Below are 24,774 nucleotides of genomic sequence, written 5' to 3'. Positions count from 1 at the left end.
AGCGGCGAACAACGTTAGAATATCGGCCCTGACTTATCCACAGATGGCCGATCCTTCTTGTTAATCGAGTCCCGCCGCCGCGCTTACCTCAACGCCATGCAAGTGGTGCACTGGCTACCGCGTACCGAACTGCCGTTCGCCGCCCCGTCGCGCCCGGAGCTGTTGCTGCCGCTGGCGCCTGAGGTGCTGCCCGAGTTCGACGCGCCGCAGGTGGAGCCGGCACGGGTGGCGGTCAATGCGCCAGTGGCGCGCAGTGGCGAGCGACCGAAAATCGAGATCCCGCGCCCTGGCAGTACGGCCAAGGCCGCCAGCAAGCCGGTTGAAGAGGCTGAAGCGGCCCCGGTAGTGGCCAGGCCGGTAGCGGTGCCGCCGCCGCGCTTCGCCCTGCAACTGCTGCGTGCCGGCAGTTGCCTACTGTTGGTGGAGTTGGCTACTGGCCAGCCGTTCCAGAGCCGCGACCCCTCTTACTTGCTGCTCAAGGACATGCTGCGCGCCGCCGGTCTGCCCGACAGCCCGCAGATCGTTGGCGAACCGGTGCGTTGGCCGTTGCTGGTGCGCGGCAACCTCGACCAGGGGCCACAGGCCGCAACCGATTTTGTTCAGGGCTTCATTCAGGCCCGGCTTGAAGAGGCTCCCTGTGTCTGTTTATGGCTGATTGGCCTGCCTGCCGTGCGTTTTGCCGGTGAGGCGGACGCCGAGGCTTATTACCGCGAGTTGCCGGTCGAGGGGCTGGGCACTGCCTGGGCCTTGCCTGGCCTTGAACTGTTGATGGACGAGCCGCAACGCAAGGCGGACGTCTGGCAAGCCATGCGCCGGCTGATGGCGCGCTGGAAACCAAGCGATGAGTGACACGATCAGTTTCCGCCGGATGACCGAGGCGGATCTGGATGCCGTACTGAAGATCGAATACGCAGCCTTCAGCCACCCCTGGACCCGGGGGATTTTCCTCGACGGGCTAAAATCCTATGAAATCTGGCTGATGTTCGAAGGCGAGCAGCAGGTGGGCCACGGGGTGATCAACGTGATCATCGACGAAGCGCACCTGCTCAACATCACCGTCAAGCCGGAGAGCCAGGGCCGCGGCCTGGGCTTGCGCCTGCTGGAAGAACTGATGAAACGCGCCTACGCGATGAACGGCCGTGAGTGCTTCCTTGAAGTGCGCGCCAGCAACCAGTCGGCGTATCGCCTGTACGAGCGTTACGGCTTCAATGAAATCGGGCGGCGCCGCGATTACTACCCGGTTGCCGGTGGTCGCGAAGATGCGCTGGTCATGGCCTGTACCTTGTTCGAGTAAGTGAGCGTCACTGTAGCCAGGCAACATCCAACTGATGAGAAGCGAACATGCACGATCTACAAGAACTGATTGATAACAACGCACGCTGGGCCGATGCGATCAAGCAGGAAGATCCGGATTTTTTCGCCAAACTCGCCCGCCAGCAGACCCCTGAATTCCTCTGGATCGGCTGTTCCGACGCACGAGTGCCGGCCAACGAGATCGTCGGCATGTTGCCGGGTGATCTGTTCGTGCATCGTAATGTCGCCAATGTGGTGCTGCACACTGACCTGAACTGCCTGTCGGTGATCCAGTACGCCGTGGATGTGCTCAAGGTGAAGCACATCCTGGTGACCGGGCATTACGGTTGCGGTGGTGTCCGCGCCTCGATGCAGGACCGGCAACTGGGCCTGATCGACGGCTGGCTGCGTTCGATTCGCGACCTGTATTACGAGAATCGGGTGGAGCTGGCCAAGCTTGCGACCGAAGAGGAACGGGTCGATCGCCTGTGCGAGCTGAACGTGATTCAGCAGGTGGCCAACGTCGGTCACACCACCATTGTCCAGAATGCCTGGCACCGCGGTCAGAGCCTGTCGGTCCATGGCTGCATCTATGGCATCAAGGACGGCCGCTGGAAGAGCCTGAATGCGACCATCAGTGGCCTGGATCAGTTGCCGCCGCAGTATCGCTTGCGCCCGCAGGACTGATCAGCCGCGATAACCAGTGATGTTCATGCTTAACTCCTTATGATTCCTGGCGCAGGGAAGGAGAGCGGCTGATGGCATCATGGAGCAGGGCTGGTATCCACGCAGGATTTATACTGACACTACTGTGCAGCGCTCATTCGCACGCTGATGAGCGCGACCTGTACATGTTTGCCCAATGGGCCGGCGACCATGAAACCCGGGCGTTTCGCCAGATGCTGGTGGATGCGCGGTTGTATGGCGTGGTGCCGATCTATCAGCTGTTGCGTTCGGCCAGTGACTGGCGCCTGTGTTCGGCACAGCCCTTTGCGGTGGCACCAGCGGCGCAGTGGCCAGCGGTGCGTTCGACCCTGCAACTGCTCAAGACCCTGGGGGATCAGGGTGTGCTGCAGCGCTATGAAGTGGTTTCGAGCTACCGCGATCTGCGCCTGAACCGCTGCGCTGGCGGCGCCGTAGACAGTGCGCATACCCGGGCGTTTGCGGTGGATGTGTTGTTGCCATCCTGGGCCGATCCCAATCCGTTGTGCCAGTTCTGGCAGACCCAGGGCAAGGTCTGGAACATGGGCTTGGGGCGTTATCCATCAGGGCGCATTCATATCGACACGGCGGGCTTTCGCACCTGGGGCGGGGACTTCAGCGCCGGCTCGTCTTTCTGCGCGTTGCCAACGGCCTATAAGCCTCAGAGCAAATGAGCCAGGCAGGCTTCGGCCTGTGCGCTGACCCACTGGGCGAAGCGTCGGCATTTGTCGTCGTCGGCCATTGCTTGCTGACAGAGCAGGTAGTACGCCGATTGGTCCTGGACGAAGCTGCGCGGCGCTTGCAACTGACCGCTATCGATTTCGTCCTGAACCATCAGGAATGAAGCCATCGCCACCCCCAGGCCGGCCACGGCCGCCTGGATGCACAGGTAGAAATGTTCGTAGTCGGCACGCTGGGTATCCCGGGGCGACTCGCCGCTCAGGCGCAGCCAGGTACTCCAGGCGTTGGGCCGTGATGCGCTGTGCAGCAAGCGCTGGCCGTCCAGGCCCTGGCTCGCGATGGTCAGGTTGACGCTGCTCACTGGCCCCACCCATTCGTCACAGATCTTCAGCGCATGCAGGCTGGCGTCCCAGCGAAAATCATCGCGGCGCAAGGCCAGGTCGACGCCACTGCGGGAAAAGTCGATGGGGCCACCGGCAGCCACCAGGTGCAGGTGAATATCGGGATGGGCGGTATGAAAGGCCGGCAGCCTCGGGATCAGCCATTTCATTGCGATGGTTGGCTCGCATGACAGCACCAGCACGTTTTCCCGCGCCTGTTGTTGCAGGCGATGTACCGCGCCTTGCAATTGCTCGAACACCGACAGGGTAGTGCCATGCAGGGCGCGGCCGGCCGGGGTAAGGAAGATTGCGCGATTGCGCCGCTCGAACAACTCCACCCCCAAAGACTCTTCCAGCAGGCGCACCTGACGGCTGACGGCGCCATGGGTGACGTTCAGCAACTCGGCGGCGCGCACAAAGCTTTGGGTCTGGGCGGCCACGTCGAAATAGCGAAAGGCGGAGAGTGCGGGAAGTTTCATATCTGTGAGGAAAACTAGCGGATTCAGCGCACTATAAATCGCTTTTTGCCGCAGGCGAAGCTTTCGATAATGGCGGCGTGTGCAGAGTGATCGCGGGGCAAGCCCGCTCCTACCTGTGCGATTTTTTAGCAGATCGAGGAGCTTTTCGTGAACGAACTCATTGCCGTTGCCGTGTTCACCGTCCTGGCGGTGATCAGCCCGGGCGCGGACTTTGCCATGGTCACCCGCAGCAGTTACGCCTTTGGCCGGCGTGCCGGTTTGTCCGCCGCGCTGGGCATCGCCCTGGGCGTGCAGGTGCATGTGTTGTACACGGTGCTGGGCATTGCCCTGATCATCAGTCAGACCCCGTCATTGTTTCTGGCAATGAAAGTGCTGGGGGCGGGCTACCTGATCTACCTGGGTTACAAGTCGTTGACCAACACCACGCGGATTTCCCTCGATGGCGGCACCGCTTCCAGCCAGCTTGGCGTGTTCGCCGCCTTTCGCTCGGGTTTTCTGACCAATGCCCTCAATCCCAAGACCATGCTGTTCGTGGTCAGTGCCTACACTCAGGTAGTGCAACCGGGCAGTTCGCTGGCGACCAGTCTTGGTTATGGTCTGTTCATGTCTGTGGCTCACTGGTTGTGGTTCAGCCAGGTCGCGCTGTTCTTCTCCTCGGCATCCTTGCGTCGGGTCATGCTTGATCGGCAGTTGCTGGTCGATCGGGTGATCGGTGTGGCCCTGATCGGTCTGGGGCTGGCGGTGGTACTGGCCAACGTGCGCTGAGGAGCAGGATTGCCCGCACAACACTGCGGACATGGCGCAGAAAACCTTCATGCGTCTGCTCGGTGCCGGTGCCTATGAACAAATCACCTTCTGCACAAGTGCTGCAAGAGGCGGCTGAATGGCTGGTGCGCCTGGATGGTGAAGTCGGCGCTGCCGAGCGCAATGCCTTTCGTGACTGGCTCGACGCCGACCCTGAGCATCTGCAGGCTATCGAGCGTTTGCAGGGAAGCATGGCGGCGCTGCGCGATCTGCCGCGTGAACCGGCGCGGGCGGTCCTTGACAGCCTTGCCCGACGGCGTGCAGCCCGACAGCCGATCAAGGCACTGGCGCTGGCTGCGTTGCTGCTGTTGCCGATCGGCTTGGCGTTGCAGCAGTTTCCGCCGTCTTACCTGCTGGCTGACATCCGCACCGGCAGCGGCCAATGGAGCACCCGGCAGCTACCCGATGGCAGCCGCATCAGTCTGGATGGAAGTACCGCCGTTGATCTGCAGTTCGATGGTCAGCGCCGTACGGTGCGCCTGGTGCAAGGAGAAATACGGCTGGACGTGGCCAAGGATGCCACGCGACCGTTCCTGGTGCTGACCGAGCACGGCAGTGTGCGAGCGCTGGGCGCCCGTTTTGTCGTAGAGCAACTGCCTGACTTCAGCCGGGTAGCGATGATCGAATTGACCACAGAAGTCGACAGTGCCGGCAAGCGCGTAGTGGTTCAGGCCGGGCAGGCGGTGCGCTTCGATGCGACGGGACCGGGGGCGCTGCAGTCTATCGATGCGGCAGGGGTTGAACAGGCCTGGGAGCAACATCAACTGCTGGTGCGCGATCAGCCCCTGGACCAGGTGCTTGAGCGCCTGGCACGCAATCATCGGGGCTACTTGCTGTATGACCCCAAGGACCTGGAGTTGCTGCGGGTCACTGCGGTACTGCCCGCCGACGACAGTCAGCGGGCACTGCGCATGCTGGCGCGCAGCTTGCCGATCAGGATCGAGCATTACACGCCCTTGATCACGCGTGTGTCACTTGAGCGGCCTTGAAGGCCCCGTTGATTGCACAAGGCAAAAAAAAATGGCCTACCTTGCGGTAAGCCATTTTTCGGTACTTGGTGGCTACACAGGGACTTGAACCCCGGACCCCAGCATTATGAATGCTATGCTCTAACCAACTGAGCTATGTAGCCAAGTGGCGCGCATTATTCGCTTTAAACGGATACCTGTCAACACTCTTTTTTAAAAAAATTCATCGTGCGATCAACTGCTTAGCGGACAGCTAGCTCAGCAGCACCAGCTACGTGGTGTGGCACCGGTGCTGATCAGCGGACGATGATCAATTGCCCGGCCAGGTTGTGGGTGCGCAACTGCTCTGTGGTGGCCAGGGCAGCGAAGGCATCGGCGGCCTGATTGAGGTTGAAGTTACCACTGACCAGACGTCGTCCGGCCTGTTCATCGAGCAGCAGCAGGCGGCTGCCCTGATAGTCGGCCAGCCGTTGCAAGACATCGCGCAACGGCACATCGCGAGCACGCAACTGGCCGTCACTCCAGGCCAACAGGCGTTCGGCATCGACATTCTCGACCTGGCCCAGACCACCGCCACGCAGGCTCAGGCGTTGGCCAGGGGCGAGCATGCGCTTTTCGCCGAAAGCGCTGCTGACCTCCACTTTGCCCTTGAGCAGGATCACTTCATTGCGGTCACGACCACGGCTGACCGAGAAACGCGTGCCAAGCACCTGAATCCGGGCGTCATCGACTTCGACCACAAAGGGGCGGCCATCATGGATCACATCGAGGAACACCTGCCCCTGAACCAGACGCACCTTGCGTAACGGTCCGCGCAGGTCGACATCCACCGCGCTGGCGCTGTCGAGTATCAGTTTCGAACCGTCGGCCAGCTGGATCTGCCGACGTTCGCCGACGGCGCTGGCCACATCGCTATTCAGTCGTTGCAGGTAAGGCAGCTGCACCGTCAACACCAGCGCGCCGATCAGCAAAACACAGGCGGCGACTGTCCAGCCCAGCCAGGAGCGCGGGGCCTCGCGTCGTTGCGCTTTGTGTGCCCGGTAGCCAGGCTCGGTCGGTAATACTGAGGTGGGGGAAGAGTTCATGGCAGTGTGATGCTCTGAGCGGGAAGCAAGTGCTGGGAAGCGCACAAAATGCTATAGCTATTGAGAATCATTAGCAAGAAAGTCAAGGTCACGTTCGTCGAAAAGAATAGTGCGCTTGCTAACGAATTCTGGATAATTGGATCCCAACCACCGGATGGAAGACCTTGTCATGGCTGTAAGCAGTGCCTCGTCCATTTCGCCCGCCAGCGCCACGCCTGCCCAGAGCAGCCCGCTGGTCATGCGGATCATCGCCGCTTGCGCCCTGGCGCACCTGATCAACGACCTGATCCAGGCGGTGCTGCCGTCGATCTACCCCATGCTCAAGGCCAACTACGGGCTGAGTTTTGCCCAGGTGGGGATGATTACCCTGACCTTCCAGATCACCGCCTCGCTGCTGCAGCCCTGGGTGGGTTTCTACACCGATCGCAAGCCGATGCCGAACCTGCTGCCGCTGGGCACCCTGTGCACGCTGGTGGGGATCGTCATGCTGGCGTATGTCGGTAGCTTTCCGATGATTCTGCTGGCGGCGGCGCTGGTGGGGATCGGGTCTTCGACGTTCCACCCGGAAACCTCGCGCATTGCCCGGCTGGCCTCGGGCGGGCGCTTCGGTCTGGCACAGTCGACCTTTCAGGTGGGGGGTAATGCCGGCTCTGCGTTTGGTCCTTTGCTGGCCGCGGCGATCATCATTCCGTTCGGCCAGGGCAATGTTGCCTGGTTTGGCCTGTTCGCTATATTTGCGGTGCTGGTGACCTATGGCTTGAGCCGCTGGTATCGCGAACACCTGAACCTGTTCAAGGCCAAGGCCGGCCAGGCGGCAACTCACGGCCTATCGCGCGGGCGCGTGACCGGTGCGTTGGTGGTGCTGGGTCTGCTGGTGTTCTCCAAGTATTTCTACATGTCCAGCCTTACCAGTTACTTCACCTTCTACCTGATCGAGAAGTTCGACCTGTCGGTGGCCAGTTCGCAGTTGCACCTGTTCCTGTTCCTCGGTGCGGTGGCTGCCGGGACGTTCTTCGGCGGGCCGATCGGTGACCGCATCGGGCGCAAGGCGGTGATCTGGTTCTCGATCCTCGGTGTGGCGCCGTTCACCCTGTTGCTGCCTTACGCGGACCTGTTCTGGACCAGCGTGCTGAGCGTGATCATCGGCTTTATCCTGGCGTCGGCGTTCTCGGCCATCGTGGTTTATGCCCAGGAGCTGGTGCCGGGCAATGTCGGCATGATCGCCGGGATTTTCTTCGGCCTGATGTTCGGTTTTGGCGGTATCGGCGCGGCGTTGCTGGGCTACCTGGCCGACCTCAAGGGCATCGAGTACGTCTATAGCCTGTGCTCGTACCTGCCGTTGTTCGGTCTACTGGCGATCCTCCTGCCTTCTACTGGTAAGCGTTGAAGGCTCAAGGACGGGCTATTGACGGGTGGCATGGCTTCTCCTAGAGTGCCGCCCATTACTTTCTGTGTAACTGACGTATGAGCCGCCTCCGCCTTACATTCGCGCCCCCTCAGCCGGTCATCCTGACCCGTGGCTGCGACTGGCCGAGCGATACCGTGCTCAAGCGTCGGCGCAGTGTGCTGTTCGCCTTTACCTTCTCGCCTCACCTTCACACCTCCTGACCTGGCGGCTGATTGCCCGGCGTCCTGCCGTGGCCGAGCTCGCCTGTAGTGCACTTGATTTGGTCATGTATGCGCCTGCGCGGGTGCGATGTCGCACCTGCGCCGGTGAGTCTGGAGTTGTAATGAATACGCGTTTGTTGCTGGGCTTGTTGTTCGCGGTATCGGTTGTTGGTTTCAGCCTGGGCGCGAGCCTGCCGTTGGTGTCTCTGCGTCTGCTCGATACAGGCGCCAGTACATTGCAGATCGGCATTCTTTCGGCCATTCCGGCGGCGGGGATGATGCTCTCGGCGTTCATGGTCGATGCCTGCTGCCGGCACCTGACCCGACGCACCATCTACCTGCTGTGCTTTGGGCTGTGCACCTTGAGTATCGGCCTGCTCGAATGGGCGTTTTCCTCGATTTACCTGCTGGCGTTGCTGCGTTTGGGCCTGGGTATCGGTATGGGCATCGCGATCATTCTTGGCGAGTCCTGGGTCAATGAACTGAGCGAAGAGCACAACCGCGGCAAGGTCATGGCGCTGTACGCCACGGCGTTCACCGGCTTTCAGATGCTCGGCCCGGCCATGCTGGCGCTGGTCGGTGCGCAAAGCGCCTGGGTGACTGCAGTGGTTACCGCCTGCTATGGCCTGGCGCTGCTGTGTATCGTGCTGACAGTGCCCAACGATCACGTCGAGCATGGCGAGGAGGGCGGCAAGAGCTTCTCCCTGGCAGGCTTTTTCCGTGTGGCACCGGCGCTGTGCATGGGCGTTCTGTTCTTCTCGTTCTTCGATGCGGTGATTCTGTCGTTGATGCCGGTATATGCCTCAAGCCATGGCTTTGCCGTGGGAGTGGCGGCGTTGATGGTGACGGTGATCCTGACCGGCGACATGCTGTTCCAGCTACCGCTGGGCTGGCTGGCTGACCGCAGCGAACGGACCTTGGTGCATCTGGTCTGCGGTGTGGTGGCGATGCTGATCGGCCTGGCCTTGCCCTGGTTGCTGCAGGTGCAGTGGCTGCTGTGGCCGGCCCTGGTAGTGCTGGGGGCCGTTGCCGGAGGTGTCTATACCTTGGCTCTGGTGTTGATTGGCCAGCAGTTCAAGGGTCAGGATTTGGTGACCGCGAATGCCAGCGTTGGGTTGTTGTGGGGCGTTGGCAGCCTGGTCGGACCGCTGGTCAGCGGTGCGGCCATGGATGTCGCGCCCCATGGTTTGCCCATGGCGCTGGCGGTCATGGCCGCGTTGTTCGTGTGCTTTGCCCGCAGCGCCAACCGTAAGGCCAGACGCCTTGCCGTCGCGGGCTAAGCCCTGATAGTGCCGCAAGCCCGTTCAGAATCGCTCGGGAATTTGGCGGAATGGGTAGTCGGCACTCTTGTAGCGTCCGATCTTGCCGCGCTTGGGCAGTTTGATCTGCTGTTCGTGGGTGATGTCCTTGTAGGGGACTTGTTTGAGCAGGTGGCTGATGATGTTCAGGCGCACCCGGCGCTTGTCTTCGGAGGGCGCCATGTACCAGGGGGCCCAAGAGGAATCGGTAGCGGCAAACATCTCATCGCGTGCGCGGGTGTAGTCGTCCCAGCGGCCGAACGACTTCAGGTCCATAGGGGAGAGCTTCCAGATCTTGCGACCGTCGGTGATGCGCTCCTCCAGACGCCGTTGCTGTTCTTCGGCGCTGACCTCCAGCCAATACTTGATGACGATGATGCCGGACTCGACCAGCATCTTTTCGAACAGCGGTGTCACCGCCAGGAATTTTTTCGCCTGGTCCTCGGAGCAGAAGCCCATGACCCGTTCGACCCCGGCGCGGTTGTACCAACTGCGGTCGAAGATCACGACTTCGCCCGCAGACGGCATGTGCTGAATGTAACGCTGGGCATAGATCTGACTCTTTTCCCGTTCGGTCGGTGCCGGTAGCGCTACAACACGGAACACTCGTGGGCTGACGCGCTCGGTGATGGCTTTGATCGTGCCACCTTTACCGGCACCGTCGCGTCCCTCGAAAACGATGCAGACTTTCAAGCCTTTGGCCGTCACCCACTGCTGCAGTTTTACCAATTCAACGTGCAGTGCTTTCAGCTCTTGCTCATAGTCTTTGCGGCGCATCGGTTCAAGACCTTTTTCCTTATCCTTCTTTTTGGCCATCATGCAGTGCCTCGTCAGCTTAGGGGGAATCCTGAATTATCAAGCTGTTCGAGTATAGTCCGGCCCCTCGCTCGGGAGACGGCGTCAGGTCAATGGTTCAGTTGAGCGCCTGTACTGCGCTGAGCCTGCAGCGCTTTTGCTGCGCACCCAGCGCGGCCCCTGCGGGCCGAAGACGCCTGCAGGTTCCGGGAAGAGGTTGAGCAGGGTCAGGTAGAGCACCGCGGCCAGGCCCAGGGTAACCGGCAGGCTGAGGTCAATGCCGCCGGCCAGGTCGCCCAGCGAACCGACGAACTGTCCTGGCAGGTTGACGAAGCACAGACCGATTATCGCGCTGGGAATCCAGGCGCCCATGCCGCGCCAGTTCCAGCCATGCTGGAACCAGTAGTGGCCACCGCTCTCGCCGCGGGTAAACACCTGCAGGTCGTCGGCATGGTAGAAACCGCGACGGGTGATCAGGCCGAGAATCATGATAACCATCCAGGGGCTGGTGCAGGTAATGATCAGAACCGCGAAAGTGGACACGCTCTGCACCAGATTGAAGGTGAAGCGGCCGATGAAAATGAAGGCGATCGCGGCCACGCCGATCAATACCGTGGCGCCCGCGCGACTGAGCAGGCGCGGGAACACACTGGACATGTCCAGGCCGGTGCCGTACAGCGCAGTGGTGCCGGTGGACATACCACCGATCACGGCAATCAGGCACACCGGCAGGAAGAACCAGGTCGGCGAGATGGCCAGCAGGCCGCCGACATAGTTGTTGGCCTCGATGTATTGCGGTGCCTGGGTGGCGACCAGTGTTGCGGTGCAAAGACCGAAGAGGAACGGAATCAGCGTGCCGGCCTGAGCGGCGATGACTGCCAGCATGATCCGTGACTTGGGTGTCTGGCGCGGGATGTAGCGCGACCAGTCGCCGAGAAAGGCGCCGAACGAAACAGGGTTGCTCATGGCCAGGATCGCCGCACCAATGAACGCGGCCCAGAAGCCAGGCTGGCCGAGATTGACGCTGCCGGCGAACTGAGTGTCGAACGGTCCGGCGAAGGCGAAGATGCCGAGCAGGAACAGTAGGCTTGAAGCCGACACGGCAACTTTGTTGACCCACAGCATGAAGCGGAAACCGTAGATGCAGACGATCAGTACCAAGATGGCAAACAGGCCGTAGGCCAGGCCCAGAGTCAGGTCCGTCTCCGGCAGTCCTGCGAGGCGCTTGGCACCACCGACCAGAGCGTCGCCGGAGCTCCATACCGACAGGGAAAAGAACGCCACGGCCGTCAGCAGCGACAGGAAGGAGCCGACGATACGTCCGTGCACGCCGAAGTGGGCACCGGAGGACACTGCGTTGTTAGTTCCATTGAGGGCGCCGAACAAGCCCATCGGGGCAAGGATCAGAGCGCCGACAGCGACCCCTAGAATGATCGACCACAAGCCAGCCTCGAAAGACAACCCGAACAGTACTGGGAAGCTGCCCAGTACGGCGGTGGCGAATGTATTGGCGCCACCAAAGATCAGGCGGAACAGGTCGGTTGGGGTGGCGTGGCGTTGATCGTCGGGGATCTGCTCGACGCCGTTGGTTTCGATACCACTCGATTGGCTCATCGTAGGGCTCCAGCGCTGTTGTTATAGGTCGTCGCGAAGGCGCGGACCATTTTTTAGGGGGCGTTGGCAGTGGCGGCAAGGCCGCCAGGAAGGTCAGGCTGCGCAGGCGGTCGACAAATGCTCATGACAGGCAAGCCAGCGATCACGCTCTCGGCGAAAGACGATGGTTTCCCGTTCTTCGAGGTGATGTTCTTCGCCGGCAAGGCGGATATGGGTGGCGACATCGTGCATGAAGATTGCGACTTCGCCCTGCAGGCTGACGCTGGCATTGCTTGAGTGGCAGCCGAGCACGGCGAAGCCTTCGGCTTGCCATTGCTGCCAGAGTTGTTCGTAGGCAAGGCGCGAGTGCAGAGGTTGGGGCAGTGTGTGGAACAGAAAGCTGGCGTCTTCACTGAAGCAAGCGAAGTAGCGTGCAGTGTCATTACTGGCGAAGGCGTCGACGAGGTCGGCGGCGGCTTGCCGCACCTGGTCCTGGAGAGTTTGGTCCACGAGGGGGCCTCACGGTTATTGTAATTATCGTGGGGCGATTCTGGTGAGGCCTGGCGGCGGGGGGAATCGCTGGCGACAAATAATCAGTTCAGAAATTTCTGAACCAATGCGCGGGCGCTGGTGCCCCACAGCAAAGCAAAAGCCCCCGGACCTGCAAAGGTCACGGGGGCTTTTTATTGCCGCACTACGATCAGACGTTAAAGCGGAAGTGCATCACATCACCGTCCTTGACGATGTAGTCCTTGCCTTCCAGACGCCATTTGCCGGCTTCTTTCGCACCGCCTTCACCCTTGTACTGGATGAAGTCGTCATAGGCGACTACTTCGGCACGGATGAAGCCTTTCTCGAAGTCGGTGTGGATCACGCCTGCCGCCTGAGGGGCGGTGGCGCCGACACGCACGGTCCAGGCGCGGACTTCCTGAACACCGGCAGTGAAGTAGGTCTGCAGATTGAGCAGGCCGTAGCCTGCGCGGATCACGCGGTTAAGGCCAGGCTCTTCCAGGCCCAGGGCCTCAAGGAACATGTCCTTTTCTTCGCCTTCGTCGAGCTCGGCGATTTCCGCTTCGATCTTGTTGCACACCGGTACCACGACAGCGCCTTCTTCTTCGGCGATGGCGCGTACGACGTCCAGGTGCGGGTTGTTCTCGAAGCCGTCTTCAGCAACGTTGGCGATGTACATCACCGGCTTGCTGGTCAGCAGGTGGAAGCCACGGATCAGTGCCTTCTCGTCGTCAGCCATGCTCTTCATCAGGCTGCGCGCAGGCTTGCCTTCGGTGAAGTGCGGGATCAGTTTTTCGAGGATGGCTTTCTGGGCCAGGGCATCCTTGTCGCCGCCCTTGGCGTTACGCGCAACCTTCTGCAGTTGCTTCTCGCAGCTGTCGAGGTCGGCGAAGATCAGTTCCAGGTCGATGATCTCGATGTCGCGCTTGGGGTCGACGCTGTTGGAGACGTGAATCACGTTCTCGTCTTCGAAGCAGCGCACCACATGAGCAATGGCGTCGGTTTCGCGGATGTTGGCCAGGAACTTGTTGCCCAGGCCTTCACCTTTCGAGGCACCGGCAACCAGGCCGGCGATGTCGACGAATTCCATGGTGGTCGGCAGCACGCGGTTCGGCTTGACGATGGCCGCCAGCGCATCCAGGCGTGCATCAGGCATCGGTACGATGCCGCTGTTCGGCTCGATGGTGCAGAAGGGGAAGTTCTCAGCCGCGATACCGGATTTGGTCAAGGCGTTGAACAGGGTGGACTTGCCGACGTTGGGCAGACCGACGATGCCGCAATTGAAACCCATGGTGAATCCCTCTTCGTGGAGTCAGGCCTTCTGGCTGTGCAGCTCTCTCATCGCACGCGTCCAGTCGCCGGCGAGGATGTCCGGCAGCACGCCGAGGGCAAAATCGATACTGGCGTCCAGCTTTTCCTGTTCGGCGCGCGGCGCCTTGCCCAGGACAAAACCGGAGACCCTGCTGCTGTCACCCGGGTGGCCGATGCCAAGCCGCAGACGGTGAAAGTCTTGGTTGTTGCCGAGCTGCGCAATGATGTCGCGCAGGCCGTTGTGCCCACCATGGCCGCCGCCTTTCTTGAGCTTGGCGACGCCGGGCGGCAGGTCGAGTTCGTCGTGGGCCACCAGGATGGCATCTGGCGGGATGCGGAAAAAGTTCGCCAGTGCAGCAACGGCCTGGCCGCTGCGGTTCATGTAGGTGGTCGGAATCAGTAGACGAACGTCTTTGCCCTGATGGCTGAATTTAGCCGTCAGGCCGAAATACTTGCGGTCAGCAGTCAGATTGACACGCTGGGCGCTGGCAATGCGTTCTACGAAAAGAGCCCCTGCGTTATGCCGGGTCTGTTCGTATTCGGGGCCAGGGTTTCCCAGGCCGACGATCAGTTGGATGGCGGTCACGTCAGGGGCTCTTCCTTGGAGTTGGGGGTTACAGTGCGGGGCACTGTAACCCGATCAACGCCGGCGTGCTGAGTAGATTACTCGGCAGCGCCTTCTGCAGCTTCAGGCGCAACACGCGGAGCGTGAACGTTGGCAACAGCTTTGTCATCACCGTGGGCCAGAGCAACGAACTCAACGCCTTTCGGAGCTTTGAGGTCCGACAGGTGAATGATGGTGCCGACTTCGGCTTTGGCCAGGTCGACTTCGATGAACTCAGGCAGGTCTTTGGCTTCGCAGGAAACTTCGATCTCAGCCACTACGTGGGAGATTTCGCCGCCTTTCTTGATCGGAGCTTCTTCGTTGATGAAGTGCACCGGAACGATAGCGGTCAGTTTCTGGCCAGCAACAACGCGGACGAAGTCAGCGTGCATGATGAACTGCTTGGCTGGGTGACGCTGCATGGCTTTAACAACGACGTTTTCTTTCTTGCCGTCGATGTTCAGCTCGATAACGTGGCTGAAAGCAGCTTCGTTTTCGAACAGCTTGGCAACTTCTTTAGCCAGCATGGTGATGGAAACTGGCTCTTTGTCACCGCCGTAAACTACAGCAGGAACGGAAGAGGCGAGACGACGCAGGCGGCGGCTCGCACCTTTCCCCAGGTCGGTACGCGCTTGGGCGTTCAGGATGAAATCAGTCATTTTGTATCTCCAAAATAGCCATCTCCCGCAGGCGTTTGCGACCAGCGCCAAACGGGGTGGGCAAAAAAGCCCCGCCCCAACAACAGGTGTTGGGGCGGGGCGCTTTTCGTCAACGAAAGGTTCGCGAGGGCAAAGCCCTCAGCGGAACATCGCGCTGATCGATTCTTCATTGCTGATGCGGCGAACCGCTTCAGCAACTACCGGTGCGATATCCAGTTGACGGATACGGTCACAGGCTTGTGCAGCTGCGGACAACGGGATGGTATTGGTAACCACCAGTTCGTCCAGCACGGAGTTCTCGATATTCTCGATCGCCCGACCCGACAGGACAGGGTGCGTGCAGTAGGCATAAACCTTGGCAGCGCCGTGTTCTTTCAGGGCCTTGGCCGCATGGCACAGAGTGCCGGCGGTATCGACCATGTCGTCGACGAGAATACAGGTACGTCCTTCGACGTCGCCGATGATATGCATCACTTCGGAGTGATTGGCCTTTTCACGGCGTTTGTCGATGATACCCAGATCGACGCCCAGGGACTTGGCAACAGCACGTGCACGCACGACGCCGCCGATGTCCGGGGACACGATCATGAGATTCTCGAAACGCTGGTCTTCGATGTCATCCACCAGAACGGGGGAGCCGTAGATGTTATCTACCGGAATATCGAAGAAACCCTGGATCTGGTCAGCGTGCAGGTCGACAGTGAGAACACGGTCGATACCAACGACGGTGAGCATGTCAGCGACGACTTTGGCGCTGATAGCTACACGCGCCGAACGCGGACGGCGATCCTGGCGGGCATATCCGAAGTAAGGAATCACGGCAGTGATTCGAGACGCTGAGGAGCGGCGGAAGGCATCAGCCATCACTACCAGTTCCATCAGATTATCGTTGGTTGGCGCGCAAGTCGGCTGAATAATGAAAACGTCTTTACCGCGAACATTTTCATTGATCTCAGTGCTGATTTCGCCGTCGGAGAATTTACCGACAGAGACGTCACCGAGAGGGATATGCAGCTGACGTACGACACGCCGAGCCAGATCGGGGTTAGCGTTCCCCGTAAAGACCATCATCTTGGACACGCGCAGTACCTGAAGGCTGAGGGTATACCTGGATGAGTATAAGGAAAATGGCAGGGGCGGCTGGATTCGAACCAACGCATGGCAGGATCAAAACCTGCTGCCTTACCGCTTGGCGACGCCCCTGTATTTGTTGCTGCGAGTACCTTGTACTCGATTCCTAGAGCAGACTTTGCAGCTTGCGATGCAACATTGAAATGTTGCTTCCCTTTGCTACAAATCCTGTTTGGGTATCTGCAAGAAGGGCCAAAACTTTATCAGCTTCAGCTTTGCTTGGGAAGGCCCCAAACACACAACTTCCAGTTCCGGTGAGCCTAGCATCAGTGAATTTGCTTAGCAAACTCAGTGAGTTACGTACTTCTGGGTAACTCTGCTCTACTACCGGTTGGCAGTCATTTCGACTGTTTCCCTTGGGAACGGGGCGCATCTTAAGGGGCAAGGAATCACGTGTCAACTGCGGATGTGAAAAAATTTCTGCTGTACTTACAAATACTTGTGGCACCAGCACGACATACCAGGGTTCTTCCGGGTCTGCCGGGGTAAGGATCTCGCCGACGCCTTCGGCGAATGCCGCGTGGCCACGGACGAAAACCGGCACGTCGGCGCCCAGGCTCAGGCCCAGTTCTGCCAGTTGGTCTTCGCTGCAACCAAGTTGCCACAGGTGATTGAGGCCGAGCAGGGTGGTGGCGGCATCCGAACTGCCACCGCCGATACCGCCGCCCATGGGCAGGATTTTTTTCAGCCAGATGTCGGCGCCTTGCCTGCAGCCGCTCAGGGCCTGCAGTTTACGGGCGGCCTTGACGATCAGGTTGCTGTCATGGGGGACGCCTTCGATGTCGCTGTGCAGGCGGATTTCGCCGTCTTCGCGCACGGCAAACGACAGCTCATCGCCGTAGTCGAGAAACTGGAAAAGGGTTTCCAGCAGGTGGTAGCCATCGTCGCGGCGACCAAGAATGTGCAGCATCAGGTTGAGCTTGGCCGGGGCCGGCAGGGTCAACGGGGCCATCTCAGTGCCCCAGCTGGCGCGGCTGCCAGTCCTTGACCACCAGGGTCACGTCGATATTTTGTCCGTGCAGCTTGAGGCGCTCGGGCAGCCAGTAGCCGTTCTGCTCGGTATAGCTCAGGTACTCTACGTCCCAGCCATCCTGCTTGAGGCTGGCCAGGCGGCTGTCGCGGCCCAGGGTCAGCTGGCTCTTGCTGTCCGGTGCGGGCAGGCCGCGTACCCACCAGACCAGGTGCGATACCGGCAATTCCCAGCCGAGCTGTTCTGCGAGCAGGGCCTCCGGGTTTTTCGCTTCGAAGCGGCCCTGATTGGCAACTTCAAGCACAACCCCGCCCGGGCGACCGGTCAGGCGTGCGGCGCCACGGCCCAGCGGACCGGACAGGCGAATGTCGTAGTAATCCTGGCGCTGCAGCCAGAACAGGGTACCGCTGCCGGAATCTTTGGGCGCGCGGATCCCGACCTTGCCGTTGATCTGCCAGCCGTCGAGGGTGCTCAGCTGTTGTTTGTGCTCGCGCCACAATTCCGGGCTGCCCTGGCCCTGGAGGGCTTCACGGGAACCGAAGCCGGCACAACCGGCGAGCAGGGCGATCAGGCTGAAGGTGATGCAGTGGCGCAAAAACATAGGCTTAAAGAGTCTCGGAACCGGTCAGGCGCAAGACGGTCTTGCGCAGGATAGGGCTGTCGGGTTGGGCTTCGATGGCTTTGGCCCAGATCTGGCGTGCTTCGCGGCGCTTGCCGTTAGCCCAGAGCACTTCGCCCAGGTGCGCGGCGACTTCGTGGTCGGGGAAGCGCTCCAGGGCCTGGCGCAGCAGGCGCTCGGCTTCGTCGAGATTGCCCATGCGATAGTTGACCCAACCCAGGCTGTCGAGCACCGCGGGGTCGTCCGGGTTGATCTGGTGAGCCTTGTCGATCAGCGCCTTGGCTTCGGCATAGCGCGTGGTGCGGTCGGCCAGGGTGTAGCCCAGGGCGTTCAGGGCCATGGCGTTTTCCGGCTCGCGGGCAATGATGCTGCGCAGGTCCTTTTCCATCTGGGCCAGGTCGTTGCGCTTCTCGGCCAGCATGGCGCGGGTGTACAGCAGGTTGTTGTCGTCTGGATACTGCTTCAGGGCTTGTTCCAGTACTTGCAGGGCCTGGGCATCCTTGTCGTTGTTGCCCAGTGCCTCGGCTTCGATCAGGTACAGCTGGATGACGTAGTCCGGCTGGGTGTCGCGGGCCAGCGCCAGGCGCCGTGACGCTTCTGTGCTACGGCCATTGGCCACAAGGATGTCGGCCTGGCGCAGTTGTGCTGGCAGATAATCGTTGCCCGGTCCGACCTGGGCGTATTCGTCCAGGGCTGCCTGCGGCTGGTTGCGCTCTTCATGGATGCGCCCCAGGTTCAGGTGCGCCGAGTCGACGTGGCTGTCGCGCTCGATCAGTTCTTGCAGGTATCCGGTCGCTTCATCCCAGTTCTTGGTTTCCAGGCAGATCAGCGCCAGGGAGTAACGCAGCTCGTCGTCATCCGGGTATTGCTCGAGCAGGCTGGCAAACTCGACCTTGGCGTCGTCCAGGCGATCCTGTTCCACCAGGGTGCGGGCGTAGGTCAGGCGCAGGCGCTTGTCGTCCGGGTTCTGGCGGATGGTTTTTTGCAGCAATGGCAGGGCTTCTTCACCGCGGCCCACGCTTTGCAGCAGGCGCGCGCGCAGCAGCACCGGAGCGATCTCGCCTTCTTCGGGCGGATGCGCTTCCAGCAAATCCAGTGCCGCCTGGGAATTACCGTCCTGCTGCAGAAGCAAGGCCTTGCCGAATACCAGCTGGCCATTGTCCGGGTATTTCTGCAGCAGGCGATCGAAGCTCTTCTGCAGGCCGTCGCGGGTGTCCTGGTCGGTTTCGGCGGCCGACAGGGCGAGGAAATCGAAATGGGTGTCGCCTTTGCCCTGCAACACTTTCTCCATATAGACCATGGAGTCGTCGTAGCGGCCGCCGCGTGCCAGCTGGATGGCAGCAGCGCGTTGCGCGTCGAGGTTGTCCGGAGCGTTTTTCGCCCAGATCAGTGCGGTATCCAGGGCGGATTGATCGGCGCCCAGGTATTCGGCAATGCGGTAGGCGCGCTCGGAAATGCCGGGATCCTGGGTTTTGATTGCCTCACTGACATAGTTGTCCAGGGCTATATCAAAGCGATTGCGCTGGCCGGCCAGTTCCGCACTCAACAGGTTGTACACGGTTTCCTGGGTAAACGACCCATAGACCACCGGCTTGTCCGCCGGCTTTTGTGCGGCATCGAGGGCAGGCGCCTGGGCATCCGTCGAGTCGGGGGCCAGGGTCTGGCAGCCCTGGAGCAGGGCCAAGGCAAGGAATAACGCGTAGGATCTATTCATAATGAGGATTTGGGCGGCTTACCAGCGGTCGGATCATCATGACACAAGCGCCGGGGCAAACCCATAAGCGAAGGTCTCGGTAGAGGTAGACTATAGAGACAATAGCGAGCGGTGGTTGTTCTGAAACCTGCGAAGTAGGACAATTATCGGCTTCTCGTCATAATCAGCGACCTTGCATGGCCTTTCTTGCCCTCGGTATCAACCATAAGACTGCCTCGGTAGACGTACGCGAGCGCGTGGCGTTTACACCTGAGCAGCTGGTGGACGCCTTGCAGCAGCTCTGCCGACTGACCGCCAGCCGTGAGGCTGCGATCCTTTCGACCTGTAACCGCAGCGAACTCTATATAGAGCAGGACCACCTGGCAGCAGAGAGCATTCTGCGCTGGTTGGCCGAATACCATAAGCTGAGCCTCGATGAACTGCGCGCCAGTGCCTACATCCATGAGGACCATGATGCGGTCCGGCACATGATGCGGGTGGCGTCCGGGCTCGACTCGCTGGTGCTTGGCGAGCCGCAGATCCTCGGGCAGATGAAGTCTGCCTACGCCGTGGCGCGCGAAGCCGGGACCATCGGTCCGCTGCTTGGCCGACTGTTCCAGGCGACCTTCAGTGCCGCCAAACAGGTGCGCACCGATACCGCCATCGGCGAAAACCCGGTGTCGGTGGCTTTTGCCGCTGTCAGCCTGGCCAAGCAGATCTTCAGCGACCTGGGTCGCAGCCAGGCGCTGTTGATTGGCGCCGGCGAAACCATCACCCTGGTGGCGAGGCACCTGCACGAGCAGGGCGTACGGCGTATCGTGGTCGCCAACCGCACCCTGGAGCGGGCCAGTACCCTGGCCGAGCAGTTTGGCGCCCATGCGGTGTTGCTGGCGGATATTCCGCAGGAGCTGGTCAACAGCGATATCGTCATCAGCTCCACTGCCAGCCAGTTGCCGATCCTCGGCAAGGGCGCGGTGGAAAGTGCGCTGAAGCAGCGCCGGCACAAGCCGATCTTCATGGTCGATATCGCCGTGCCGCGCGACATCGAGCCAGAAGTCGGTGAGCTGGACGACGTCTACCTGTATACCGTCGATGACCTGCACGATGTGGTCGCCGAGAACCTCAAGAGCCGCCAGGGCGCTGCCCAGGCCGCCGAAGAGCTGGTCTCGGTGGGCGCCGAAGACTTCATGGTGCGCCTGCGCGAGCTGGCGGCGGTGGATGTGCTCAAGGCATACCGTCAGCAGAGCGAGCGCCTGCGCGACGAAGAACTGCAAAAGGCCCAGCGCATGCTGGCCAATGGTGGCAGCGCCGAAGAGGTGCTGGTGCAACTGGCGCGCGGGCTGACCAACAAATTGCTCCATGCACCCAGTGTGCAACTGAAAAAGCTCTCTGCCGAAGGCCGCCTCGATGCGTTGGCCATGGCTCAGGAACTCTTTGCCCTCAATGAGGGTTCGACGGATAAAACCCCGCAATGAAAGCGTCGCTGCTCAATAAGCTGGACACCCTCCAGGACCGTTTCGAGGAATTGACCGCCCTGCTGGGTGATGCTGAAGTCATTTCCGACCAGACTCGCTTTCGCGCCTATTCCCGCGAATATGCCGAAGTCGAGCCCGTGGCTGCGACCTACGCCCAGTGGCGCAAGGTGCAGGACGACCTGGCCGGTGCCCAGGCGCTGCTCAAGGACAGCGATCCCGACCTGCGCGAAATGGCCGTAGAGGAAGTGCGCGAAGCCAAGGAGCAACTGGCCGAACTGGAGAACCAGCTGCAGCGCATGCTGCTGCCCAAGGATCCCAACGACGGGCGCAACGTGTTCCTGGAAATCCGCGCCGGTACCGGTGGTGACGAGGCGGCGATTTTCTCCGGCGACCTGTTCCGCATGTATTCGCGCTACGCCGAACGTCGTGGCTGGCGCCTGGAAATTCTCTCGGAAAACGAGGGTGAACACGGCGGCTACAAAGAAATCATCGCCCGGGTCGAGGGCGACTATGTCTATGGCAAACTGAAGTTCGAGTCCGGTGCCCACCGTGTCCAGCGCGTGCCGGAAACCGAATCCCAGGGCCGTATTCACACCTCGGCCTGCACCGTGGCGGTACTGCCCGAGCCCGACGAACATGTGGCGATCGAGATCAACCCGGCCGACCTGCGCGTGGATACCTACCGTGCCTCCGGCGCCGGTGGTCAGCACATCAACAAGACCGACTCGGCGGTGCGCATCACCCACTTGCCTACAGGTATTGTGGTCGAGTGCCAGGAAGAACGCTCCCAGCACAAGAACCGTGCACGGGCGATGTCCTGGCTGTCGGCCAAGCTCAACGACATGCAGACCAGCGCTGCGCAGAATGCCATTGCCAGCGAACGTAAACTGCTGGTCGGCTCGGGTGACCGCTCCGAACGGATTCGTACCTACAACTATCCACAGGGCCGGGTTACGGATCACCGTATCAACCTGACCTTGTATTCCCTCGATGATGTCCTGGCCGGTGGCGTGGACGCGGTGATCGAGCCGCTGCTGGCCGAGTATCAGGCTGACCAACTGGCTGCACTGGGTGAGTAAATGACGATTATCGCCAGCCTGCTCCGCGCTGCGGAGCTACCGGATTCGCCAACCGCGCGCCTGGATGTCGAGCTGCTGTTGGCGGCCGCCATCGGCAAGTCGCGCAGTTATCTGCATACCTGGCCTGAGCGGATCGTCAGCAGCGAAGCGGCGTTGGTCTTCGCCGAGTACCTGCAGCGCCGCCGTAGCGGCGAGCCGGTAGCCTACATTCTCGGGCAGCAAGGTTTCTGGAACCTGGATCTGGAAGTAGCACCGCATACCCTGATTCCGCGCCCGGACACCGAGCTGCTGGTCGAGACTGCCCTTGAGCTGTTGCCGCTGAGCCCGGTTCGCGTGCTGGACCTGGGCACCGGTACCGGCGCCATTGCCCTGGCCCTGGCCAGTGAGCGGGTGCAGTGGCAGGTCATGGCGGTGGACCGCGTGCTTGAGGCTGTGGCCCTGGCCGAGCGCAACCGCCAGCGCTTGCAGTTGAACAATGTCCAGGTGCGCAGCAGCCACTGGTTCGACGCCCTGAAGGGCGAGCGCTTTGATCTGATCATCAGCAATCCGCCGTATATCGCTGCCGAAGATCCGCACCTGGTGGCGGGCGATGTGCGCTTTGAACCGAGTAGCGCGCTGGTGGCGGGGGCCGATGGCCTGGACGACCTGCGCGTCATCATCAGCCAGGCGCCTGCACATCTGCAGCCGGGTGGCTGGTTGCTGCTCGAGCACGGTTACGATCAGGCTGCAGCGGTGCGCGAGTTGCTGGCTCAGCACGACTTCGAACAAATCGAAAGCCGCATCGATCTCGGCGGCCATGAACGAATCAGCCTGGGGCGACTGTCGTGCTGAGTGATCAGGAACTATTGCGCTACAGCCGGCAGATCCTCCTGGCTCAGGTCGATATCGACGGACAGTTGCGGCTCAAAGACAGCCGGGTATTGATCGTCGGTCTCGGCGGCCTGGGTTCGCCCGTGGCGTTGTACCTGGCGGCAGCGGGTGTCGGTGAACTGCACCTGGCGGATTTCGACACGGTCGACCTGACCAATTTGCAGCGTCAGGTCCTGCACGACACTGCCTCGGTGGGGCTGAGCAAGGTCGACTCGGCGTTGAAGCGTTTGCAGGCGATCAACCCCGAAGTGCGCCTGGTTGCCCACCGTAGCGCTCTGGATGAAGACTCTCTGACGGCCGCTGTGCAGGCGGTCGACCTGGTGCTCGACTGCACCGACAATTTCGCCACCCGCGAGGCGGTCAATGCCACTTGCGTGGCACAAGGCAAACCGTTGGTCAGTGGTGCGGCGATCCGCCTGGAAGGGCAGTTGTCGGTGTTCGATCCGCGCCGCCCTGAAAGCCCCTGCTACCACTGCCTCTATGGTCATGGCAGTGAAGCCGAGCTGACCTGTAGCGAAGCCGGGGTCGTCGGTCCACTGGTAGGTCTGGTGGGCAGCTTGCAGGCCCTTGAAGCGCTCAAGCTTCTGGCTGGTTTTGGTGAGCCACTGGTCGGGCGCTTGCTGCTGATCGACGCGCTGGGCAGTCGCTTTCGTGAGTTGCGCGTCAAGCGTGATCCGGGGTGCAGTGTCTGTGGCGGGCACGATGACTGATCAGGTGGCAGCGCCGGTAGGCGTCTTCGATTCCGGTGTCGGTGGTTTGTCGGTGCTGGCAGAAATCCAGCGCTTGCTGCCCAATGAGTCACTGCTGTACGTCGCCGATTGCGGACATATTCCCTATGGCGAGAAGTCTCCTGAGTTCATCCGTCAGCGTTGCCGCCTGGTCGCCGAGTTTTTCCGCGAGCAAGGTGCCAAGGCCATGGTGCTCGCCTGCAACACCGCCACCGTCGCTGCGGTAGCCAACTTGCGTGAGCAATATCCGGACTGGCCATTGGTCGGGATGGAGCCTGCGGTAAAGCCCGCTGCTGCCGCTACCCGTAGTGGCGTGGTAGGGGTCCTGGCCACCACCGGCACGCTGCAGAGCGCCAAGTTCGCTGCTCTGCTCGACCGTTTTGCCAACGACATACGGGTAGTGACTCAGCCGTGCCCCGGGCTGGTCGAGTGCATCGAGGCGGGAGATCTGAGCAGTCCGGCCCTGCGTGACTTGCTGCAGGGCTATTTGACGCCCTTGCTTGCAGCGGGCTGCGACACCTTGATCCTGGGTTGTACGCATTACCCTTTCCTCAAGCCGCTGCTGGCACAGATGGTGCCGCCATCCATTGCCATTATCGACACCGGTGCTGCCGTCGCCCGCCAGTTGCAACGGCTGCTGGGCGAGCGGCGGCTGCTGTCTGATGGCCCTGCGCGTGAGGCACAGTTCTGGACCAGTTCAAGCCCGGAACATTTGCGAAAGATACTTCCAATGTTGTGGAATAAATCTGACAGTGTGCGAAGCTTCTCAGTGTAAGAAGTGTGATGGGCACTGAACATTCTGCTGAACTAACGCCGCCGCACCGATTTCTATCATTTTGTCCGACGAGACAGAAGAACCAACAATAGCATTAGGAAAAGGACGTTTCTCATGAAGAAACTGCTTTGTGTGGCTGCACTTGCAGCCGTAACCCTGGGGCAATCGTTTTCAACGCAAGCGGCAGATGTTTCTTTTTCGGTTGGGCAGACCGGCGAATCGACCATGACCTATCGCCTGGGGCTGCAATCGAACTGGGATGCCAGTTGGTGGCAAACTAGTGTTGGCCGGATTACCGGTTATTGGGATGCGGGCTACACCTATTGGGATGGAGACGAGACGGCAAGTAACCACAGTCTTTCCTTCGCACCGGTGTTCGTCTATGAGTTTGCTGGCGAATCAGTCAAACCCTATATCGAGGCGGGTATCGGGGTAGCGGCATTCTCCAGCACAGAGATTGAAAACAATGAACTGGGATCATCTTTCCAGTTCGAAGACCGGATCGGTTTCGGTCTGCGATTCGCCGGCGGTCATGAAGTCGGCGTGCGCGCCATCCACTATTCCAATGGCGGGCTGCAAACACCTAACGATGGTACGGAAAGCTACGCACTCCATTACCGCATGCCGTTGTAAACCTGCTTCGGCCCTGCAGTGATTGCAGGGC

The 24,774-nt window shown here is 60.8% G+C and carries 27 protein-coding genes and 2 tRNA genes; 15 read left to right on the top strand and 14 right to left on the bottom strand.

The window, feature by feature from the left end; translation table 11 throughout:
* The first annotated feature begins 57 nt into the window (after positions 1–57).
* The 4 genes from ACVI9W_RS08825 to ACVI9W_RS08810 all read left to right on the top strand — a co-directional run bounded on the left by ACVI9W_RS08825 (position 58) and on the right by ACVI9W_RS08810 (position 2,669).
* Positions 58–849 (top strand): energy transducer TonB, encoded by a 792-nt coding sequence (locus ACVI9W_RS08825; protein ID WP_157194289.1) that lies wholly within the window; start codon positions 58–60, stop codon positions 847–849.
* Positions 842–1,294: a ribosomal protein S18-alanine N-acetyltransferase gene (gene rimI, locus ACVI9W_RS08820; RefSeq protein WP_422422530.1), complete on the top strand. Its 453-nt coding sequence runs from the start codon at positions 842–844 to the stop codon at positions 1,292–1,294. Before ACVI9W_RS08825 ends, rimI begins: the two co-directional genes overlap by 8 nt.
* Before the next feature lie 47 nt (positions 1,295–1,341).
* On the top strand, positions 1,342–1,980 hold the full coding sequence (gene can, locus ACVI9W_RS08815; protein ID WP_038614773.1) for a carbonate dehydratase: 639 nt from the start codon (positions 1,342–1,344) through the stop codon (positions 1,978–1,980).
* Between the two features lie 95 nt (positions 1,981–2,075).
* Entirely contained in the window at positions 2,076–2,669 is a 594-nt protein-coding gene (locus ACVI9W_RS08810) for a D-Ala-D-Ala carboxypeptidase family metallohydrolase (RefSeq protein WP_461531807.1), read from the top strand.
* Here the strand turns inward: ACVI9W_RS08810 and ACVI9W_RS08805 are convergent.
* Positions 2,657–3,535, bottom strand: a complete 879-nt coding sequence (locus ACVI9W_RS08805) for a LysR substrate-binding domain-containing protein (RefSeq protein ID WP_461529778.1) — start codon at positions 3,533–3,535, stop codon at positions 2,657–2,659. The two genes, ACVI9W_RS08810 and ACVI9W_RS08805, sit on opposite strands and share 13 nt — an antisense overlap.
* Positions 3,536–3,682: 147 nt before the next feature.
* Between ACVI9W_RS08805 and ACVI9W_RS08800 the strand changes: the two genes are divergently transcribed.
* Together ACVI9W_RS08800 and ACVI9W_RS08795 are read left to right on the top strand one after the other, a co-directional pair.
* Positions 3,683–4,300, top strand: coding sequence for a LysE family translocator (locus ACVI9W_RS08800; RefSeq protein WP_461529777.1), 618 nt, complete (start codon positions 3,683–3,685; stop codon positions 4,298–4,300).
* A gap of 74 nt (positions 4,301–4,374) precedes the next feature.
* The gene (locus tag ACVI9W_RS08795; RefSeq protein WP_461529776.1) at positions 4,375–5,328 is read left to right on the top strand and encodes a FecR family protein; all 954 of its coding nucleotides are present in this window, start codon (positions 4,375–4,377) and stop codon (positions 5,326–5,328) included.
* Between the two features lie 66 nt (positions 5,329–5,394).
* On the opposite strand, the gene ACVI9W_RS08790 is transcribed toward ACVI9W_RS08795, so the two are convergent.
* Both ACVI9W_RS08790 and ACVI9W_RS08785 read right to left on the bottom strand, forming a co-directional pair.
* Positions 5,395–5,471, bottom strand: a tRNA-Met gene (locus tag ACVI9W_RS08790).
* Between the two features lie 132 nt (positions 5,472–5,603).
* Entirely contained in the window at positions 5,604–6,392 is a 789-nt protein-coding gene (locus ACVI9W_RS08785; protein ID WP_461529775.1) for a FecR family protein, read from the bottom strand.
* A gap of 169 nt (positions 6,393–6,561) precedes the next feature.
* Between ACVI9W_RS08785 and ACVI9W_RS08780 the strand changes: the two genes are divergently transcribed.
* The 3 genes from ACVI9W_RS08780 to ACVI9W_RS08770 all read left to right on the top strand — a co-directional run bounded on the left by ACVI9W_RS08780 (position 6,562) and on the right by ACVI9W_RS08770 (position 9,280).
* Positions 6,562–7,779 carry an MFS transporter gene (locus ACVI9W_RS08780; RefSeq protein WP_461529774.1) on the top strand — a complete coding sequence of 406 codons (1,218 nt, stop codon included), beginning with the start codon at positions 6,562–6,564 and terminating at the stop codon, positions 7,777–7,779.
* 77 nt (positions 7,780–7,856) lie between these two features.
* Positions 7,857–8,000, top strand: coding sequence for a hypothetical protein (locus tag ACVI9W_RS08775; RefSeq protein WP_461529773.1), 144 nt, complete (start codon positions 7,857–7,859; stop codon positions 7,998–8,000).
* Positions 8,001–8,122: 122 nt separating this feature from the next.
* The gene (locus ACVI9W_RS08770; RefSeq protein ID WP_461529772.1) at positions 8,123–9,280 is read left to right on the top strand and encodes an MFS transporter; all 1,158 of its coding nucleotides are present in this window, start codon (positions 8,123–8,125) and stop codon (positions 9,278–9,280) included.
* Between the two features lie 24 nt (positions 9,281–9,304).
* Here ACVI9W_RS08770 and ppk2 read toward each other — a convergent pair whose 3' ends face one another.
* From ppk2 to ACVI9W_RS08715, 11 genes are all read right to left on the bottom strand, one after another.
* The gene (gene ppk2 / locus ACVI9W_RS08765; protein WP_461531806.1) at positions 9,305–10,114 is read right to left on the bottom strand and encodes a polyphosphate kinase 2; all 810 of its coding nucleotides are present in this window, start codon (positions 10,112–10,114) and stop codon (positions 9,305–9,307) included.
* 84 nt (positions 10,115–10,198) lie between these two features.
* Entirely contained in the window at positions 10,199–11,707 is a 1,509-nt protein-coding gene (locus ACVI9W_RS08760) for a purine-cytosine permease family protein (RefSeq protein ID WP_461529771.1), read from the bottom strand.
* A gap of 93 nt (positions 11,708–11,800) precedes the next feature.
* A complete protein-coding gene (locus ACVI9W_RS08755) occupies positions 11,801–12,196 on the bottom strand; it encodes a YybH family protein (protein WP_461529770.1) in 396 nt (131 codons plus the stop codon).
* A 190-nt stretch (positions 12,197–12,386) separates the two neighbouring features.
* Positions 12,387–13,487 (bottom strand): redox-regulated ATPase YchF, encoded by a 1,101-nt coding sequence (ychF, locus tag ACVI9W_RS08750; RefSeq protein WP_342623310.1) that lies wholly within the window; start codon positions 13,485–13,487, stop codon positions 12,387–12,389.
* 21 nt (positions 13,488–13,508) lie between these two features.
* Entirely contained in the window at positions 13,509–14,093 is a 585-nt protein-coding gene (gene pth / locus ACVI9W_RS08745; RefSeq protein ID WP_038614756.1) for an aminoacyl-tRNA hydrolase, read from the bottom strand.
* A gap of 77 nt (positions 14,094–14,170) precedes the next feature.
* Positions 14,171–14,770, bottom strand: a complete 600-nt coding sequence (locus ACVI9W_RS08740; protein WP_157194267.1) for a 50S ribosomal protein L25/general stress protein Ctc — start codon at positions 14,768–14,770, stop codon at positions 14,171–14,173.
* Between the two features lie 138 nt (positions 14,771–14,908).
* Positions 14,909–15,850: a ribose-phosphate pyrophosphokinase gene (locus tag ACVI9W_RS08735; protein ID WP_009405962.1), complete on the bottom strand. Its 942-nt coding sequence runs from the start codon at positions 15,848–15,850 to the stop codon at positions 14,909–14,911.
* A 48-nt stretch (positions 15,851–15,898) separates the two neighbouring features.
* Positions 15,899–15,973, bottom strand: a tRNA-Gln gene (locus ACVI9W_RS08730).
* A 34-nt stretch (positions 15,974–16,007) separates the two neighbouring features.
* Positions 16,008–16,853 carry a 4-(cytidine 5'-diphospho)-2-C-methyl-D-erythritol kinase gene (ispE, locus tag ACVI9W_RS08725; protein ID WP_461529769.1) on the bottom strand — a complete coding sequence of 282 codons (846 nt, stop codon included), beginning with the start codon at positions 16,851–16,853 and terminating at the stop codon, positions 16,008–16,010.
* Between the two features lies 1 nt (position 16,854).
* Positions 16,855–17,472 (bottom strand): lipoprotein insertase outer membrane protein LolB, encoded by a 618-nt coding sequence (lolB, locus tag ACVI9W_RS08720; protein ID WP_461529768.1) that lies wholly within the window; start codon positions 17,470–17,472, stop codon positions 16,855–16,857.
* 4 nt (positions 17,473–17,476) lie between these two features.
* Positions 17,477–19,204, bottom strand: coding sequence for a tetratricopeptide repeat protein (locus ACVI9W_RS08715; RefSeq protein WP_461529767.1), 1,728 nt, complete (start codon positions 19,202–19,204; stop codon positions 17,477–17,479).
* 176 nt (positions 19,205–19,380) lie between these two features.
* Between ACVI9W_RS08715 and hemA the strand changes: the two genes are divergently transcribed.
* The 6 genes from hemA to ACVI9W_RS08685 all read left to right on the top strand — a co-directional run bounded on the left by hemA (position 19,381) and on the right by ACVI9W_RS08685 (position 24,743).
* Entirely contained in the window at positions 19,381–20,658 is a 1,278-nt protein-coding gene (gene hemA, locus ACVI9W_RS08710) for a glutamyl-tRNA reductase (protein WP_461529766.1), read from the top strand.
* Complete coding sequence (gene prfA / locus ACVI9W_RS08705; protein WP_422418749.1) at positions 20,655–21,737, top strand: peptide chain release factor 1; 1,083 nt, start codon at positions 20,655–20,657, stop codon at positions 21,735–21,737. Before hemA ends, prfA begins: the two co-directional genes overlap by 4 nt.
* On the top strand, positions 21,738–22,568 hold the full coding sequence (gene prmC / locus ACVI9W_RS08700) for a peptide chain release factor N(5)-glutamine methyltransferase (protein ID WP_461529765.1): 831 nt from the start codon (positions 21,738–21,740) through the stop codon (positions 22,566–22,568). It begins immediately after the preceding gene.
* Entirely contained in the window at positions 22,562–23,317 is a 756-nt protein-coding gene (locus tag ACVI9W_RS08695; RefSeq protein ID WP_461529764.1) for a molybdopterin-synthase adenylyltransferase MoeB, read from the top strand. The genes prmC and ACVI9W_RS08695 overlap by 7 nt, the downstream gene beginning before the upstream one ends.
* The gene (gene murI, locus ACVI9W_RS08690) at positions 23,310–24,110 is read left to right on the top strand and encodes a glutamate racemase (RefSeq protein ID WP_461529763.1); all 801 of its coding nucleotides are present in this window, start codon (positions 23,310–23,312) and stop codon (positions 24,108–24,110) included. The genes ACVI9W_RS08695 and murI overlap by 8 nt, the downstream gene beginning before the upstream one ends.
* Before the next feature lie 114 nt (positions 24,111–24,224).
* Entirely contained in the window at positions 24,225–24,743 is a 519-nt protein-coding gene (locus ACVI9W_RS08685) for an acyloxyacyl hydrolase (protein WP_038614736.1), read from the top strand.
* The last annotated feature ends 31 nt before the right edge of the window (positions 24,744–24,774 follow it).

The organism is Pseudomonas sp. 210_17 TE3656 (genome assembly GCF_054821965.1).
This window is presented reverse-complemented; position numbering and strand designations above follow the sequence as displayed.